Source organism: Stenotrophomonas sp. P5_A9 (genome assembly GCF_056400525.1).
The window spans coordinates 1-17,656 of sequence record NZ_JBFULC010000077.1; the positions used below are offsets into that span (position 1 = coordinate 1).

General features: G+C 67.3%; 14 protein-coding genes. 6 read left to right on the forward strand and 8 right to left on the reverse strand.

Going from position 1 to position 17,656, the window contains the following annotated elements:
* Positions 1-210: 210 nt before the first annotated feature.
* From AC1DR7_RS18010 to AC1DR7_RS18030, 5 genes are all read right to left on the reverse strand, one after another.
* Positions 211-1,152 (reverse strand): DUF6607 family protein, encoded by a 942-nt coding sequence (locus tag AC1DR7_RS18010; protein ID WP_256774938.1) that lies wholly within the window; start codon positions 1,150-1,152, stop codon positions 211-213.
* Between the two features lie 71 nt (positions 1,153-1,223).
* Entirely contained in the window at positions 1,224-1,820 is a 597-nt protein-coding gene (locus AC1DR7_RS18015; RefSeq protein WP_256774937.1) for a ChuX/HutX family heme-like substrate-binding protein, read from the reverse strand.
* 4 nt (positions 1,821-1,824) lie between these two features.
* Positions 1,825-4,071, reverse strand: coding sequence for a TonB-dependent hemoglobin/transferrin/lactoferrin family receptor (locus tag AC1DR7_RS18020; protein WP_457318123.1), 2,247 nt, complete (start codon positions 4,069-4,071; stop codon positions 1,825-1,827).
* Between the two features lie 192 nt (positions 4,072-4,263).
* A complete protein-coding gene (hemP, locus tag AC1DR7_RS18025; protein WP_019182448.1) occupies positions 4,264-4,461 on the reverse strand; it encodes a hemin uptake protein HemP in 198 nt (65 codons plus the stop codon).
* A 273-nt stretch (positions 4,462-4,734) separates the two neighbouring features.
* Positions 4,735-5,706, reverse strand: coding sequence for a potassium channel beta subunit family protein (locus AC1DR7_RS18030; protein ID WP_457318124.1), 972 nt, complete (start codon positions 5,704-5,706; stop codon positions 4,735-4,737).
* 192 nt (positions 5,707-5,898) lie between these two features.
* On the opposite strand from AC1DR7_RS18030, the gene AC1DR7_RS18035 reads away from it, so the two are divergent.
* From AC1DR7_RS18035 to AC1DR7_RS18050, 4 genes are all read left to right on the forward strand, one after another.
* A complete protein-coding gene (locus AC1DR7_RS18035) occupies positions 5,899-7,197 on the forward strand; it encodes a NupC/NupG family nucleoside CNT transporter (protein ID WP_457318125.1) in 1,299 nt (432 codons plus the stop codon).
* 26 nt (positions 7,198-7,223) lie between these two features.
* Positions 7,224-8,189 (forward strand): ribokinase, encoded by a 966-nt coding sequence (locus AC1DR7_RS18040; protein WP_256774934.1) that lies wholly within the window; start codon positions 7,224-7,226, stop codon positions 8,187-8,189.
* 422 nt (positions 8,190-8,611) lie between these two features.
* Complete coding sequence (gene dusB / locus AC1DR7_RS18045; RefSeq protein WP_256774933.1) at positions 8,612-9,604, forward strand: tRNA dihydrouridine synthase DusB; 993 nt, start codon at positions 8,612-8,614, stop codon at positions 9,602-9,604.
* Between the two features lie 10 nt (positions 9,605-9,614).
* Positions 9,615-10,442, forward strand: a complete 828-nt coding sequence (locus AC1DR7_RS18050) for a class I SAM-dependent methyltransferase (protein WP_256774932.1) — start codon at positions 9,615-9,617, stop codon at positions 10,440-10,442.
* A 72-nt stretch (positions 10,443-10,514) separates the two neighbouring features.
* Here the strand turns inward: AC1DR7_RS18050 and AC1DR7_RS18055 are convergent, their stop codons facing one another.
* Both AC1DR7_RS18055 and AC1DR7_RS18060 read right to left on the reverse strand, forming a co-directional pair.
* A complete protein-coding gene (locus AC1DR7_RS18055; RefSeq protein ID WP_457318127.1) occupies positions 10,515-11,597 on the reverse strand; it encodes a metal-dependent hydrolase in 1,083 nt (360 codons plus the stop codon).
* Positions 11,598-11,636: 39 nt separating this feature from the next.
* Complete coding sequence (locus AC1DR7_RS18060) at positions 11,637-12,476, reverse strand: UDP-2,3-diacylglucosamine diphosphatase (protein WP_457318128.1); 840 nt, start codon at positions 12,474-12,476, stop codon at positions 11,637-11,639.
* 312 nt (positions 12,477-12,788) lie between these two features.
* On the opposite strand from AC1DR7_RS18060, the gene metK reads away from it, so the two are divergent.
* Together metK and AC1DR7_RS18070 are read left to right on the forward strand one after the other, a co-directional pair.
* Entirely contained in the window at positions 12,789-14,000 is a 1,212-nt protein-coding gene (metK, locus tag AC1DR7_RS18065) for a methionine adenosyltransferase (RefSeq protein ID WP_256774929.1), read from the forward strand.
* Between the two features lie 146 nt (positions 14,001-14,146).
* Positions 14,147-14,647: an acyl-CoA thioesterase gene (locus tag AC1DR7_RS18070; protein WP_457318129.1), complete on the forward strand. Its 501-nt coding sequence runs from the start codon at positions 14,147-14,149 to the stop codon at positions 14,645-14,647.
* Positions 14,648-14,806: 159 nt separating this feature from the next.
* Here AC1DR7_RS18070 and ppc read toward each other — a convergent pair whose 3' ends face one another.
* Positions 14,807-17,518, reverse strand: coding sequence for a phosphoenolpyruvate carboxylase (gene ppc, locus AC1DR7_RS18075; RefSeq protein ID WP_457318130.1), 2,712 nt, complete (start codon positions 17,516-17,518; stop codon positions 14,807-14,809).
* Positions 17,519-17,656: the final 138 nt, after the last annotated feature.

Genomic DNA, 17,656 nt, shown 5'->3' on the forward strand with positions numbered 1-17,656 from the left:
GCATTGATCGGGGAAGAGCAGCCGAGCATGGCTCGGCTCTACCCTGGGTGGGTCGCGGGGGCGTGGGATCCGTGGGTTACGGGGGCGTGGGATCCGTGGGTCGCGGGGGCGTGGGATTCGGTAGTGCCGAGCCATGCTCGGCAGAAACGTTCCTCTTGCGTCGGACGCCCTGGCATTGCTCGAAGAAGAGCAGCCGAGCATGGCTCGGCTCTACCGCGCGGTGGTGGCCGGTGCGTTTTCCACCCACTGTTTGAACACCGTGTCGATCTGCGCGTCTTTGACCTTCTTGCCGTCCTGGATGTCCTGCGCCTGGGTGAACAGCGGCATGATCATCGCCATCCCGTCCAGCGTGGTCTTCAGGTGCACGCCCGGGGCCTGGCCGAGGAAACCGTCCCAACGCTGGCGCACCTTGGCCCAGTAGCCCGACGTTGCCGCCCAGTAGTCGTAGGCGGGCTTGAAATCGACCTCGGTGGTTTTGTTGTAGTCATTGAAACCGAACTCGCGCGCGATCTCCTGCTGGCTGCCGTCGGCGCCGCGCAGGATCTTGGTGTTGAACTGTTCGTGGGTCCAGCCATTGGGCGTCAACGTGTGCCGGTTGACCACGGCCAGCGCGTTGTAGTCGCTGCGGCGGGTGTACTCGCGGCGCGGCAGCGGACGCCAGCTGAGGTCGCTGGTCCAGGTTGCCACGTTGTTGCGGTAGTCCCACTTGCCTGTGCCGCAGTAACGCGGCGCATCACTGACTTCGTACACGCACTGCGTCCATGCACCGGCGTTGACCGCCGCCGGAATGGCGCGTACCTGCCAGGTCTGGTCGGCACTGAACTCGAAACGGTTCGGTGCTTCGTACACCCAATCCTGCCGCCAGTGCTTGGTGACGTGGCCGCTCTTGGGGTCTACCAGCAGGTGCTGCAGCACGACCCGCTTCGGCGTGTCCTCGACCACGATCACCACCTCGTTGCCGCCGCTGCGAACGGCCGGCGCGCGCTCGTAGCCCGGCTTGAGCAGCACGGTTTCATCGAAGGCGAAGTCGACCACGTATTCGCCCTTCATCGCCACAATGCTGTCGTGGTCGCGCTGCACATCGGAGGGCTGGGCGTGGACGACGCCGCTGCTGGCAAGCAGCAGCCACGCACTGGCTGTCTGGAGTTTCATCTCAAGGTTTCCTTCAGGAGGTGGCAAGACGTTCGGCCATCGGTGGCCGGAGGCGGTCCTTCTTCGTTCGGTTACAGCCGGACCAGGGGCATGGCGCTGCCGTGCTCGCGCAGCGGTGGCACGCGTGCTGCCGAGGCGCAGCAACACGCGTCGATCCACAGCTCGCCATCGGCGCCTTCCACGTGGGCGATGCGCCGCGCGGCGGTGGCGCCCAGCGACGACAGCGAGGCCAGGCTGGCCGACAGGCCCTGGCCGTCGCCGACGTGCAGGCGCAAGGCGCACATCCGCCACGGCTCGCCGCCCAAGCGCGTAGCCAGGCGACGCCACAGGCGCTCGGCAACGCCGCCGTCATTGACCGGCTCCGGTCGCGCCGGGAACGCCGACACCAATCGATCCCAGGCCAGGAAGTCGCTGTCCGGCAGCAGGTACAGGCGCCAGCAGCAGCGGCCGCGCGCGTCGGCGAAGCACAGGCTCTCGCGGATGCCCTCGCTGTCCATGCCTTGGCAGGCGTGCGCGGACACCGCGTGCTTCCAGCCACCCAGCTCGCTGCTGTCCGGGCGGTACAGGCACAGCACGGTGCCCAGCGACGCCAGCTGTCGCGCGGTGGGAAGGCGGCCGGGATGCAGCGCCCGGTCGGTCGATCGCATGGCGGACAGGGCGCGGCTCATAGGGCTACCAGCTCACGGAGATATTGGCCGACACGGTGCGGCCGGGGTTGGTGAAGCGGTCGATCACGGTGCTGTTGGTGGCCAGCGCCGAGGTGATCGCCGAGTAGTCGATGTAGCGGCGGTCGCCGAGGTTGAACACGCCCACGTTGAGTTTGGCCCCGGCGGCGAACGCCCAGTGCGCCATCAGGTCGAGGACGCCGTAACCGGCCGGCGCGAAGGGCGGACTGGTGCCGGTGGGCGGCGGCAGGCGGTCCTTGCGCTTGGCGAAGGTGCCGGCCAGTTCCACGCCCCAGGTAGCGCGGTCAAAGGCGATGCCGACGGTGCCACGCAGCGGATCGATCGATTCCAGCGGCACGTCTTCGGTCTTGTTCTGGCCGCGTGACCACGCCACCGCGCTGTTCAACGACCAGCCTTCCAGCGCGCTGGTGAGCTTGCCGATGTCGACGCCGGCCTTCAGCTCGGCACCGTAGATCTGCGCATCGGCCACGTTCTGCGACTGGAACACGATCAGGCCCTGGCGGTTGACACCCACCTGGCGCTGGGACTCGATGAAGTCCTTGTAGTCGTTGTAGTAGCCGCTGACGCTGACGTATGCCGCCGTATTGACGAAGCGCACGCCCAGTTCAAGGCCATCGCTGGTTTCCGGCTTCAGGTCGGGGTTGGGGATGGCGGTGTAGCCGAACATCACATTGGTGAAACCCAGGTTGACGTCGTTGTACGGCGGCGAGCGGAACCCATGCGCGTAGCCGGCAAACAGCGACCACTGGTCAGCCAAGCGCCACACCATGCCCAGCTTCGGCGACACGCTGGTCTTGGTCAGGTCGGACACGGCCACGCCGGGATTGTCGGTGCCGAAGATGCCGTCCACGTCCGGGCGCAGTTCGTAGTGGTCCACGCGCACGCCCGGTACCAGCGAGACGCGGCCGTCGGCGAAACGCATTTCATCCTGCACGTACAGGCCCAGCTCGGTGGTTTTGCTGATCGGGAAATCGCGGACCGGGAAGGTGTCAGGCAGGATCGTCCTGCTGACCGTGCCGTTGGCCGATACCTGGTAGCCGTCGCGCTTCTGCTGGGTGTCGGTCCAGGTGCCTTCGAAGCCGTAGGTCAGGTCGTGCTCGACCGTGCCGGTCTGCAGGCCCTTGTGCAACACCGCCTGCAGGCCGTACACGCGCTGGTCGAAATTGAACGTGCGATCGCGCAGGCTGGCGTTCGCACCGCGGCCACGATTCTCGATCGTGCGCTGGGTGGTCTCGCTGTCCTGGCGATAGACCTGCCAGGACAGGTCGTCCGCGAAGGCCTGGCCGAGGTTGTCCATTTCATGGGCGAACGACACGCGGGCGCGGGTCTGGTGGTCGTGCGCCTTCATCGCGGTGGTGGTGGTGGCCGACGGCGGCGCGCCCGTGGCCGGGGCGACGGACGACAGCACGTTGGTGTCCACGCTGTCTTCGTTCCCTTCCACGGTCAGCGTGAAGCGCTGGTCCTCGCTGGGCGCGAACACCAGCTTGCCGAGCAGGCTGCGGCCATCGCGGTCCTGCGGGTTGGCGGCGGTGCGGGTGCTGTTGTCGCTGCGCACGTCGCCCTTGCTGTCGGTTTCCTGGCCCTGGCGATGGTTGACGTTGACCATGCCGCTCCAGCGGTCGCCGCCGAAGGCGGTGGTGACCCCGCCGTACAAGCCCTTCCACTGGCCGTCGTAGCCGAACTTCAGGCCGACGTAACTGTCCTTGCCGTCCTTGAGGTAATCGGCCGGGTCCTTGGTGACGAAAGCGACCACGCCGCCGAGCGCGTCAGAACCATACAGCGCGCTGGCCGGACCGCGCACGATCTCGACCCGCTTGAGCGTTTCCAGATCGGTGAAGTCGCGGTTGGCATCGGAGAAGCTGCCGATGGCGAACGCCTTGGGCAGGGCGATGCCGTCGGTCTGGATCAGCACGCGGTTGCCGTCCAGGCCGCGGATGCGGAAGCCGCCCAGCCCGAAGCGAGCCGGGCTGCTGGTCACCGAAATACCTGGCTCGTAGCGCACCAGATCCTTGATGTCGCGGACCAGGTGGTCGTCGAGCTGCTCGCGGTCGATCACATCGACCGTGGCGGCCACATCGCTCAGCGCACGCTCGGTGCGCGTGGCGGTGACCTGCACACGGTCGAACTCACGCGCGTCGGGCGCGGCATCGGCAGCGGCGGATGCAGCGGCATTGGCGGCCATCGGCAACGCCAGCCACAGGGCGGCGCTCAGGGCATTGGGGCGGATCTTCATGGATGGGCGGGAATCGGCTGGACGCGGAAGGAGACCCCCGACCGACGCCGGCGACCGAGGCCGCAGGCGAAACGTCGAGGGGGAGAGAGCGGTGGGCAACGGCAGGCCCGGGGGGAGGAGCGGGCCTGCCTGGACAAGCACCGGAAGCGCAGGCGGCCGGTGGGGCAGCCAACAGTCGGCCAGCGGCGGGCGCTACTTGGTCAGAATGAGCTTGTCGTTGCTGGTATGGCGAAGGCGATAGAAGCGGTCGCCGTGCTGGATCAGGATTTCGCGGCGGCCCTTGAGCAGGGCTTCGCTGTCGATCACTTCTTCGGGCGGGACCACGCGGACCGGACGGTCGCGGAGGGTCAGCGTTTCGGGGCGCAGCAGTACAGCAGCTTGAGTGTTCATCGTCTGGACTCGTGCGAGGGACGAGTTAAATGATAATGATTCTCAGTTGACAATCAACAACCATTCTCAACTTCATTGATGGAATTGATGATTGATTTCTCAATTTCGATTGACCTCATCAATCAAAGGCGCCCAAGAAGCGCCCGCCGCCCGGTAGAGCCGAGCCATGCTCGGCTGCATTCCTGGTAGATCCCGCAGCCCGGCAGCTTCCTGGGGGGCCCAGCCGAGCATGGCTCGGCTCTACCTTGTCCCCCGCGCGCGTGTACGCGCCGGTCAGGCAAAAATCGCGTCGACCTGCTGCCACGTCGCGTCATCGACCTGCTCAAGAACGGCCAGCGCCCCCAGGTTCTCTTCCAGCTGCCCCACCCGGCTGGCGCCGAGGATCACACTGGAGACGTTGGGGTTGCGCAGGCACCAGGCGATGGCCAGCTGCGCCGGCGACAGGCCCAGGCTGGCGGCCAGCGCGGTGTAGCGTCGCACCCGGTCCAGGCGGCTGCCGGCAGCATCGCCGAGCACCTGCTCCTTGAGCCAGGCCAGCTGGCCCTGGCCCAGCCGCGACTGCGCGTCCACGCCGTCGTTGTACTTGCCGGTCAGCAGGCCCGAGGCCAGCGGCGACCAGATCGTGGTGCCCAGCCCCGGGTCGGCGTACAGCGGCACATATTCCTGCTCCACGCGCTCGCGGTGCAGCAGGTTGTACTGCGGCTGCTCCATCGAGGGCAGGTGCAGGTGGTGGGCACGGGCGATGGCCACCGCTTCCTGGATCTGTGCGGCCGACCATTCCGAGGTGCCCCAGTACAGCACCTTGCCCTGGCGGATCAGGGTGTCCATCGCCAGCACGGTCTCGGCGATGGGGGTGTCCGGATCCGGGCGGTGGCAGTAGTACAGGTCCAGGTAATCCACCCGCAGGCGCTTGAGCGCGGCATGGCAGGCGTCGGTGACGTGCTTGCGCGACAACCCGTGCTGGGTCGGCCCCGGGTTATCGACCGCCCCGAAGAACACCTTGCTGGACACGCAGAAACCGTCGCGCGGCAGGCGCAGGTCGGCGATCACATCGCCCATTACCTGCTCGGCGCGGCCGCGGGCGTAGCCCTCGGCATTGTCGAAGAAGTTGATTCCGTGGTCCCAGGCGCTGGCGATCAGGTTGCGGGCCTCATCGCGGCCGATCTGGTCGCCAAAGGTGACCCAGGCCCCGAAGGACAGGGCCGACACCTTCAGGCCGGTGGAACCAAGACGCCGGTATTGCATGGAATTCTCCTCTGCTGCAGGCCCGCATCCGGGCCGGAACGATGGCCCTCAGTGTAGCCGCCGGGGCGTGCAAACCCTTATGGATACTTGCCCGATCACGGCCGATCGGCCCGTGGACGCCGCTTTTCCTTGCTCCGCCCCTGCCACCGCTATAGGCTTCCCGTTTTTCGCCGCACCCCCAAGGGAAGTCTCATGGTCGAAGGTTTGGGCAGGATTGGCTTCGGCCTGTTCGGGTTGGCAGTGCTTATCGGCATCGCCTGGCTGTTCTCGAACAACAAGCGCGCCGTTGACTGGCGTCTGGTGGTGACCGGTATCACGCTGCAGATCGCTTTTGCGGCGGTGGTGCTGCTGGTGCCCGGTGGCCGCGACGTGTTCGATGCGCTGGGCAAGGGCTTCGTCAAGATCCTCAGCTTCGTCAATGAAGGCTCCGGCTTCATCTTCGGCAGCCTGATGAACACCGAACAGTTCGGTTTCATCTTCGCCTTCCAGGTGCTGCCGACGATCATCTTCTTCTCGGCGCTGATGGGGGTGATGTACCACCTCAATGTCATGCAGGCGATCGTGCGCGGCATGGCCTGGGCGATCACCAAGATCATGCGCGTATCCGGTGCAGAAACCACCAGCGTCTGCGCCAGCGTCTTCATCGGCCAGACCGAGGCGCCGCTGACGGTGCGTCCGTACATCGCCAAGATGACCCAGTCCGAACTGATCACGATGATGATCGGCGGCATGGCGCACATCGCCGGTGGCGTGCTGGCCGCCTACGTGGGCATGCTCGGCGGCAACGATCCGGTGCAGCAGGCCTTCTACGCCAAGCATCTGCTGGCTGCCAGCATCATGGCCGCCCCGGCGACCCTGGTGGTAGCCAAGCTGCTGGTGCCCGAAACCGGCACGCCGCTGACCCGTGGCACGGTCAAGATGGACGTGGAGAAGACCTCCAGCAACATCATCGACGCGGCGGCGGCCGGTGCCGGTGACGGCCTCAAGCTGGCGCTGAACATCGGTGCGATGCTGCTGGCCTTCATCGCCCTGATCGCCCTGCTCAACGCGCCACTGACCTGGCTGGGTGAAATCAGCGGCCTGCAGGCCATGATCGGTCGCCCGACCGACCTGTCGACCCTCTTCGGCTACGTGCTTGCCCCGATCGCCTGGGTGATCGGTACGCCGTGGGCCGATGCCACCACCGTGGGTTCGCTGATCGGCCAGAAGGTGGTCATCAACGAATTCGTGGCGTACTCGGAGCTGTCCAAAATCGTGAACGGCCAGGTGCCGGGCGTGAGCCTGTCTTCCGAGGGTCGCCTGATCGCCACCTACGCGCTGTGCGGTTTTGCCAACTTCAGCTCCATCGCGATCCAGATCGGTGGTATTGGTGGCCTGGCCCCCGAGCGTCGCCACGATCTGGCCAAGTTCGGCCTGCGTGCGGTGCTCGGCGGTACCATTGCCACCTTCATGACGGCGACCATCGCCGGCGTGCTGACGCATTTCAGCTGATATCCGCTTCCTGAGAAACAGTCTTTATGAGTAACACTGTCGTCGTTGTCGGTTCTTTCAATGTGGACCATGTCTGGCGTTGCGAATCGCTCCCGGCCCCGGGCGCGACCATCGCCGGGCGCTACAGCACCGGTCCCGGCGGCAAGGGCTTCAACCAGGCCGTGGCGGCACGCCGCGCGGGTGCGTCGACCACCTTCCTGTGCGCCCTGGGCGATGACGCCGGCGGCGCGATGGCGCGTGGCCTGGCCGAGCAGGACGGCTTCGACCTGACCGCCGAGGCCAGCAGCGAGCCGACCGGCACCGGCGGCATCTATGTGGACGCGCGCGGCCGCAACACCATCGTGATCGGCCCCGGCGCCAACGCCGCGCTGAGCCTGGACTTCGTGCAGGCCCAGCGCGCGCTGCTGGGCGGTGCCAAGGTGGTGCTGGCGCAGCTGGAATCGCCGGTGGAAACCATTGAGGCGGCGCTGGCCATCGCCCGCGAGGCCGGTGTCACCACCGTGCTCAACGCGGCCCCGGCCGACGCTCCGTCCAGCATCGGCCTGCTCAAGCTGGCCGACGTGCTGACCCCCAATGAAACCGAGTTCGCCGCCCTGCTCGGCCGCCACGTCGGCGAGCGCGTGGATGCCAACGATGTGGCCGCCCTCGACGGCGCCAGCCTGCATGCGCTGTGCCGCAAGCTGGTCGGCAATGGCACGGTGGTGGTGACGCTGGGCTCGGTGGGCGTGTTCGTCTCCCACGCAGAAGAAAACCAGCGCGGCGATGCCCAGCCGTACTACCGCGTCGGCGCTGAACAGGTGCAGGTGCTCGATACCACCGGTGCCGGCGATGCCTTCAACGGTGCCCTGTGCGCGTCCATCGCGCAGGACCCGGACGCGGCCTTCATCCGCCACGTGCGCTTTGCCAACCAGTTCGCCGGTCGCTCCACCGAGAAGGAAGGCGCCGCCGTGGCGATGCCGCACTTCACCCCCAAGGACGCTGCAACGGCCTGACCGGCTCGCGCTGCGCGGTAACGATCAAGCCGGCGCCCAGCGCCGGCTTTTTCATGTGCGCCCCGGCGTCGCAGGCCACCGGCGCTGCGGCCGGAAACTGCCAGCGGATGGCCGCTACCGGCATTGCCCCGGTGCCGCCGCCGCTCGACCATGGGTGCCCCGCTCACGGACGACGCACGACATGATCCAGACCCCTGCCTGGATGCTGCTGGCCGCCGCCGGCACCGCCTATGCCTGGGCCACCCTGTAATGCCGGCCCGGCAACCCACCACCATCGCCGCGCGCTGGGGGCGGGGGAAGCAATCGTCAAGCATATGCTCATGACCTGAGCGCATCAGTCCCTTCCGGATCGGCCTGAACACGCCTCCGGATCTCCGGCATTTGCCCGGTTGCCGGCCAGCGGCCGGCACTACAATGCGCACATGCAGATTGGTCCCTACAACATCCAGCCCAACGTGGTGCTGGCGCCGATGGCCGGTGTCACCGACAAGCCGTTCCGCCTGCTGTGCAAACGGCTGGGCGCGGGCCTGGCTGCCTCGGAGATGACCATTTCCGACCCGCGCTTCTGGAACACCCGCAAGTCGATCCACCGCATGGACCATGCCGGTGAGCCGGACCCGATCAGCGTGCAGATCGCCGGCACCGAACCACAGCAACTGGCCGAGGCGGCGCGCTACAACGTCGACCACGGCGCCCAGATCATCGACATCAACATGGGGTGCCCGGCCAAGAAGGTCTGCAATGCCTGGGCTGGCTCGGCACTGATGCGTGATGAAGACCTGGTCGCGCGCATCCTTGCCGCCGTGGTGCAGGCGGTGGATGTGCCGGTCACGCTGAAGATCCGTACCGGCTGGGACTGCGACCATCGCAACGGCCCGCGCATCGCGCATATCGCCGAAGACAGCGGCATCGCCGCGCTGGCCGTGCACGGGCGCACCCGCGACCAGCATTACACCGGCAGCGCCGAGTACGAGACCATCGGCGCGATCAAGGCCGCCCTGCGCATCCCGGTGATCGCCAACGGCGACATCGACTCGCCGCAGAAGGCCGCGCACGTGTTGGCGGCGACCGGGGTGGATGCGGTGATGATCGGCCGCGCCGCGCAGGGCCGCCCGTGGATCTTCCGCGAGGTGGCGCACTACCTGGCCACCGGCGAACTGCTCGCCCCGCCCTCGCTCATCGAGGTGCGCGACCTGCTGCTCGGCCACCTGCAGGCGCTGCACGACTTCTACGGCGAACCCCAGGGCGTGCGCATCGCGCGCAAGCACCTGGGCTGGTACGCCAAGGACCGACCGGAAAACGCCGCCTTCCGTGCGGTGGTCAACCGCGCCGACGATCCCGCCAGCCAGATCGCCCTCACCACCGATTACTTCAACGCCCTCGCCGCCGGCGTTCCGTTGTCCTCCGCCGCCTGAGCCTGCCCCCATGACCCCGCCGATCGCCGCCCCGACCTATCTGCACGGCTTCTCCAGCACCGAGCAGCAACGCCTGATGACCCAGGCCCGCCTGTTCGAATCGAGCATCTTCAGCGGCATCGACTACAGCGGCGCGCAGCGCCTGCTGGAGGTGGGCAGCGGCGTCGGCGCGCAGACCGAGATCCTGCTGCGCCGCTTCCCCGAACTGCACGTCACCGGCGTGGACCTGAGCGAGTCGCAGCTGGCCACCGCCCGCGGCAACCTGGAAAAAACGCCCTGGTGCAGCGAGCGCTACACCCTGCTGCAGGCCGACGCCGGCAACCTGCCGTTCGGTGCGCGCGAGTTCGATTCGGCGTTCCTGTGCTGGGTGCTGGAACACGTGCCGTCACCGGCGCGCGTGCTCAGCGAGGTACGCCGCGTGCTGGCCCCGGGCTCGCCCGTGTACATCACCGAGGTGATGAACGCCTCCTTCCTGCTCGACCCGTATTCGCCGCACATCTGGCGCTACTGGATGGCCTTCAACGATTTCCAGTACGACCATGGTGGCGATCCGTTCGTCGGCGCCAAGCTCGGCAATCTGCTGCTGGCCGGTGGCTTCCGCGACGTGCATACCGAGATCAAGACCATCCACCTGGACAACCGCGAGCCGGCCCGGCGCAAGACCATGATCGCGTTCTGGGAACAGCTGCTGCTCTCCGCTGCCGATGCACTGCTGGACGCGGGCCTGGTCGACCAGGACACCGTGGCGGGCATGCGTCGCGAGTTCAGCCTGGTGCAAAACGATCCGAACGCGGTGTTCTTCTTCTCGTTCGTGCAGGCACGTGCCACGGTGTATTGAGTCCCGCCCCCGATCGGCAGTTGATCGGGCCGGGTACGGCACCTGCGTTGCTGCGCAGCGCGAGGAGAGCAGTCAGCGCGTCGACCCCGGCATGGCGTCCGCGCTGGCCGGATCGACGGTGCCGGGTGCGGTCCAGATGCGTTGCCACAGGCCGGCGAACCGGCGTTTGAGCTGCGCCTTGCCCTCCTCGCTTTCATAGACGGGGCGCAACTGCCTGACAGGGATCGCCGACCAGCCGTCACCGTCTGCACGAGCCACGGCAAAGGTGAAGGTGTAATCGGGCTCCAGTCCCATGCGCAGGTCGCTCACCTGCAGCTGGCCATCGACCACCCGGGCACGCATGAAGCCGCGATTGAACCAGTTCAACCGTGCCACGGCCGGAAGGCCGGCAACCTCGGCCTGGCGCAGCGCCTGCACGTTGGAGGGATAGCCCTTGAAGGTCATGGGACCCCGGTCGGCCACCAGCGAACGCTCGCCGATCACATAGCCGCTGGGGGTCATGGCCACCACCTGCCACAACAGCGTATTGAACGGCGTGGCCGCCGAAAAGCGCGGCGCATCGCCCAGGCCCATCGCGGTCAGTGCGCGATCGGCCTCGCGTTCGACGGTGTACTTGGCCAGCAGCGACCCGCCGAGGTAGCCACTGCTCAGGACCAGCCCGGCGACCAGCGCCTTCTGTGCGATCGGGCGGCTGCGCGCGAACCACGCCACCGCGCAGCCGATCAACAGCCACACGGTATACAGCGGATCGATGATGAACACGCTGGACCACATCGTCGGATGCGGGGTGAACGGCCACCACAGCTGAGTACCGTAGACGGTGAACGCATCCAGCAGGGGGTGGGTGACCAAGGCCAGCAGGATCGCCCAGAACCAGCGTCCGGGCGCCTGCGCGACCCGACCATGGCCGAAGCGTTTGAACAGCCACCAGATCAGCGCGGCCACCCACGGCAGCACCAACAGCGAGTGACTGTAGCTGCGGTGTTCGGTCATCAGCGCCACCGGGTCGGCGGTGGTGAAGCCGAGCAGCAGGGCATCCAGGTCGGGCAGCGTGCCGAGCGCGGCACCGGCCAGCAGGGCAGCGCGGCGGTGGCCGGCGGGGGCGATGACGGCGGCGACCGCGCCGCCCAATACGATCTGGGTAAAGGAGTCCATCGGCCGATGCTAGCAGCCGGGCCGACCCATGCGGAGCGGTCAGGCCACCTCGGGCAGCCGCGTTGCAGCGGGCAGCTGCGCCAGCGTGTGACCGGTATGGTCCAGCAGCCGCAGGCTGCCGTCGGGGTCCTCGGCCAGCGCAGTGAGGCTTTCCACCCAGTCGCCGTCGTTGGCGTAAACCAACCCGTCGCGCTCGACCAGCGCCGCACGATGGATATGCCCGCAGACAATGCCGTCCAGTCCGCGGCGGCGCACATCGTCCAGCCCGGCCTGCACGAAGCGCTCGATGTACCGCTCGGCCGCGCTGCTGCGCTTCTTGAGGAATTCGGACAACGACCAGTAGCGCCACCCGAGCCGTCGGCGCACGGCATTGAGCAGGTGGTTGCCAGTGAGAATGCGGTAATAGAGCCAGTCGCCGAATTGCTCCTGCAGGCCACCAAAGTGGGTGACGCCGTCGTAGTCGTCACCGTGGGCCACCAACAGCCGGCGGCCATCGGCGGTGACGTGGATGGCACGTCGGCGCACCTGCATGGCCGGCAGCATCAACCCGCAGACCTTGCGCAGCGATGCATCATGGTTGCCAGGGATGTAGATGATTTCGGTCCCCGCAGCGCGCAGCGCGTGCAGCGCCTGGATCACCTCGCCGTGGGCCGGTCGCCAGGTAGCTCGGCGATGCGCTATCCACCACAGGTCGATGATGTCGCCTACCAGGTACAGGCGCGCGCAGCGCAGGCCGGCCAGGAACCGCGCCAGCTCGGCGGCATGGCAGTGCCGCGACCCCAGGTGGACATCGGAGAGGAATACCGCGCGGCGATGCGGCGCCAGCCGCGCCACCGCGCTCCTGCCAACGTTCGCGTCGCACTGCGTCTGCTGCTGCATGGCGTGCTCCCCCCAGGCCCGGCGGCCGGATGCGCCGAAGCCTGCGCCTGTCCCACTGCAGGCCGATGGCGGTTTGACGACAGCGGGATGACCGGCCCTGCTGTCGCGCAGCGCAGCCGCGGCGAGGGTCCACTGTCACGCAGGTGGAACACTGGGCGGTGACGCTGGACCCCAATACCGTCACAACGGGCCCTGCGACGGGCACACGGGCTTAACCTGGGACAACCTGTGCTGACGCACAATGCAACGGCGCGGGTTGCCGTGTATCATTCGCGCCCATCTTTCCATCCGAATCAAAGGATATTACGCCTGATGTCCAGCTACCTGTTCACCTCCGAATCGGTCTCCGAAGGCCATCCGGACAAGATTGCCGACCAGATCTCCGATGCGGTGCTGGACGCGATCCTGTCCCAGGACCCGCGGGGCCGCGTGGCCTGCGAGACCATGGTCAAGACCGGCGTGGCGATCGTGGCCGGTGAAATCACCACCAGCGCCTGGATCGACCTGGAAGCCTTGACCCGCAAGGTGATCCTGGACATCGGCTATGACAGCTCCGACGTCGGCTTCGACGGCGCGACCTGCGGCGTGCTGAACCTGATCGGCAAGCAGTCCCCGCACATCGCCCAGGGCGTTGACCGCAAGAAGCCCGAAGAAATGGGCGCTGGCGACCAGGGCCTGATGTTCGGCTATGCCACCAACGAGACCGACAGCTACATGCCGGCCGCGATCCATCTGGCGCACCGCCTGGTCGAGCAGCAGGCCAAGGTCCGCAAGAAGAAGAACTCGCCGCTGTCCTGGCTGCGCCCGGATGCCAAGAGCCAGGTCACCCTGCGCTATGAAAACGGCGTGGTCTCGGCCATCGACGCGGTGGTGCTGTCCACCCAGCACGCCCCGGGCGTGAAGCAGAAGGACCTGATCGAGGCCGTCCGCGAAGAGATCATCAAGCCGGTGCTGCCGGCCAAGTGGCTGCACAAGGGCACCAAGTTCCACATCAACCCGACCGGCAAGTTCGAGATCGGTGGCCCGGTGGGCGACTGCGGCCTGACCGGCCGCAAGATCATCGTCGACACCTACGGCGGCTGGGCCCGTCACGGTGGCGGCGCGTTCTCGGGCAAGGATCCGTCCAAGGTCGACCGTTCGGCCGCTTACGCTGCCCGCTACGTCGCCAAGAACGTCGTGGCCGCCGGCCTGGCCGACCGCTGCGAAGTGCAGGTCTCCTACGCCATCGGCGTGGCCGAGCCGACCTCGATCTCGGTCACCACCTTCGGCACCGGCAAGATCAGCGATGACAAGATCGAAAAGCTGATCCGCAAGCATTTCGACCTGCGCCCGTACGGCATCATCAAGATGCTGGACCTGATCCACCCGATGTACCAGCAGACCGCCGCCTACGGTCACTTCGGCCGCAAGCCGAAGGACTTCAGCTACCTCAACGCTGCCGGCGAAACCGTCAACGCGACCGCCTTCTCCTGGGAGAAGACCGACCGCGCCGCCGCTCTGCGTGCAGATGCGAAGTTGAAATAATCAATCGGTAGAGCCGACCGTTGGTCGGCTGCCTTTGATCGAAATAAACGACGGGCCGCGAAAGCGGCCCGTCGTCGTTTGGGCACCCCGCCCAGCCGACCAACGGTCGGCTCTACCGGGCGGGCAACCGGCGCTACACTGCCGCCATGCCCGAATTCAAATCCAACCAGCTGTCCATGACCGTGCTGATGTCGCCGGAGATGGCCAATTTCTCCGGCAAGGTCCACGGGGGCGCGGTGCTGCGCCTGCTGGACCAGGTCGCCTATGCCTGCGCCAGCCGTTATGCCGGGCGCTACGTGGTCACCCTGTCGGTGGACCAGGTGATGTTCCGCCAGCCGATCGCGGTCGGCGAGCTGGTCACCTTCCTGGCCTCGGTCAATTACACCGGTACGTCCTCGATGGAAATCGGGGTCAAGGTGGTCGCCGAGGACATCCTCAAGCGCAGCGTGCGCCATGCCAACAGCTGCTTTTTCACCATGGTGGCGGTGGACGAGGACGGCAAGCCCACGCCCGTGCCGCCGCTGCAGATGGAAACCAGCGACGAACGCCGCCGGCACGCGGCCGCATTGATCCGCCGCCAGCTGCGCGAGGAAATGGAGCAGCGCCACCTGGAGCTGCTGGCGTCCAACCCGCCGTCCCCGGAGTAACCCGGTTGTGCCGTCCCTTGGCCGGCGCTGCACGATGCTGGAATCACTTGGGCAATCCATGGCACACGCGCATTGCAACATCGTGCGCTTACCCAGCGATGGAGGAAGCCGGCCAACGGCCGGCACTACCGGTGACCGACCACAGACCCAGGGTGGGAATCACCCGGTGTTCTGTACCCCCTGCGATACGCCGTTGACGCACGCCACCAGCGCGCGCAGCACGTCGTCATCTTCGCCCCCGCTCTCGCGCCAGCGCCGCAACAGGTCCACCTGCAGCACGCTGATCGGATCGATGTAGGGATTGCGCAGCCGGATCGAGAGCGCCAGCCGCTGGTCGTGCTGCAGCAGTTCGTCCTGCCCGGTCAGCGCCAGGATCTGCGTGGCGGTCAGGTCCAGCTCGCGCTGGATCTGCGGGAAGAACGTGTCATGCAGCCCACCCGACAAGCGCGAGAACTGCTCGGCGATGGTGAGATCGCCCTTGGACAGGACCATCGCGATGTCGTCCAGGAAGGTGCTGAAGAACGGCCAGTCGCGCGCCATCTCCTTCAGCGTCGCGGCGTGCCCGGCCTCGATCGCGGCCTGCAGTCCACTGCCCACGCCGTACCAGCCGGGGATCACCGCGCGCGCYTGGCTCCAGGCGAACACCCACGGAATGGCACGCAGGTTGGACAACGCCGCATCTTCGCCCAGTCGGCGCGAGGGGCGCGAGCCCAGCGTCATCCGCTCGATCACATCGATCGGGGTGGCGTGGCGGAAGTACTGCATGAAGTCTTTCTGCCCGACGAAGGCGCGGTACGCATCCGCACTCTTCTGTGCGATCAGATCCATCACCGGGCGCCACTGTTCCTCGCGCGGCTCCGGTGCGCGCGGGCGCAGGCTGGAGCGCAGCACCGCACCGGTGGACTGCTCCAGCGAGCGCAGCGCCAGCGCGCGGATGCCGTACTTGCGGTGGATCACTTCGCCCTGCTCGGTCACGCGCAGGCGCCCGTCGATGCTGCCGCGCGGCGAGGCATCCACCGCGTGGGTGGTCTTGCCACCGCCGCGGCTGATCGACCCGCCACGGCCATGGAAGAAGGTCAGGCGGATACCGCTCTCGGCCGCCACCTCGAGCAGTTCCACCTGCGCCCGCTGCAGGCCCCAGCGCGAGGCGGCGATGCCGCCATCCTTGCCGCTGTCCGAATAGCCCAGCATCACCATCTGCACATCGCCGCGTGCGGTCAGGTGCGCCCGGTACACGGGGTCGGCAAGCAGGTCGCGCAGGGTATCGGTGCCGCGGCCGAGATCGTCCACGGTTTCAAACAGCGGGGCGATATCCAGCGGCACCGCGCCACCGTCATCCACCAGCCCGCCGCGGCGCGCCAGTGCAAGCACGGCGAGCACGTCGCTGCGATCGTGCGCCATCGAGATGATGTAGCTGCCCAGCGCGTCGGCACCGTGGCGGCGGCGTGCGTCGGCCAGTGCGGCGAACACCGCATCCAGACGCTGCCCGCCCGCTTCGCTGCTGGCCGGCAGGGCCTGCTCGCCGCTGGCGAACGGGGCAAGGCGCGCCGCGCGGGTGACCGCATCGGCGGCGTCCCAGGCGTCCTGTCCGTCGAGCACGCTGGCCAGCGCGCGGCCATGCACGCTGGACTCCTGGCGCACGTCCAGCCGCGCCAGGTGGAAACCGAAGGTACGTACCCGCCACAGCAGGCGGCGCACCGCGAAGCCACCGGCATGGTCGCCCTTGTTGGCATGCAGGCTGGCCAGGATCAGCTCGATGTCCTGCTCGAGTTCCTCCGGGCAGGCGTAGGCGCCGTCGGCATCGTCGAGGGTGGCCTGCACGCGCGCGCGCATGCGGTCGTTGAGCAGGCGGTACGGCATGTCGGCATGCCGCGGGCGCGACCTCACCTGCGGCAGCAGCTGTTCGTAATGCGCGACGCGCGCCTGCAATGCATCGCTGACTGCGATCCGCTCGGTGGACTGGCTGAGCAGGCTGGCCAACTGCAGCAGGTCCTTCTGGTAGCGGCCCAGTACGGCTTGGCGCTGCGCATCGAGCGTGTTGCGGATGGTGCCGGCATCCACGTTCGGGTTGCCGTCCATGTCCCCGCCCACCCACGTGCCGAAGCGCAGCAGCCGTGGCAGCGGCAGGTCCTGCCCGTAGGTATCCAGCAGGGCCTGCTGCAGCGATTCGTACAACACCGGAATCACCCGGTACAGCACCTGCACCAGGTAGAAGCCGACGTGCTCGCGTTCGTCATCCACCGTCGGCCGTACCGGCGAGGAATCGGTGGTCTGCCAGGAGGCAGTGAGGGCCATGCGGAAGCGTGCGGCATCGGCGGCCGCTTCACCGGGCGTGCGCTGGCCGTCGAGGTTGTCGACCAGGCTGGCGACCATCAGCTGCTCTTTTTCCAGCAGCGCGCGGCGTACCGCCTCGGTGGGGTGTGCGGTGAACACCGGCTCGATGTCGATGCGCGGCAACCACTGCGCCAGCTCCTCCAGCGTGACGCCCTGCGCCTTGAGCTTGACCAGCGCGTCCTGCAAGCCATCCGGCTGCGGTGCGGCGGTACCGGCGCGCTGGTAGTCACGGCGGCGGCGGATGCGATGCACGCGCTCGGCGATGTTGACCACCTGGAAATAGGTGCTGAAGGCACGCACCATCGCTTCGGCGCGCGCCGGCGGCAGGCCGGTGAGCGCATCGTTGAGATCGGACAAGGGGGCGTCGCTTTCGCGGCGGGCGATGGCGCGCGTACGCACCTGTTCCACATCATCGAAGAACTGCGTGGACACCTGCTCGGCAAGCAGGTCGCCGACGAGTGCGCCAAGTCGGCGTACGTCGTCGCGCAGGGGAATATCGGGAGTGGCAAACACGATGCTGCTACGGTACTCGTTCATCTGCGACGCACTGGCCTCGGGAACGGAATCCACTCAAGCCTAACCCACAACGGAGTCAATGCTGCGTCGCGCAAATAGTTACATCTGGTAGTGCCGGCCGCTGGCCGGCTCCACGCAGTGTTGGACATCACGTGGAGC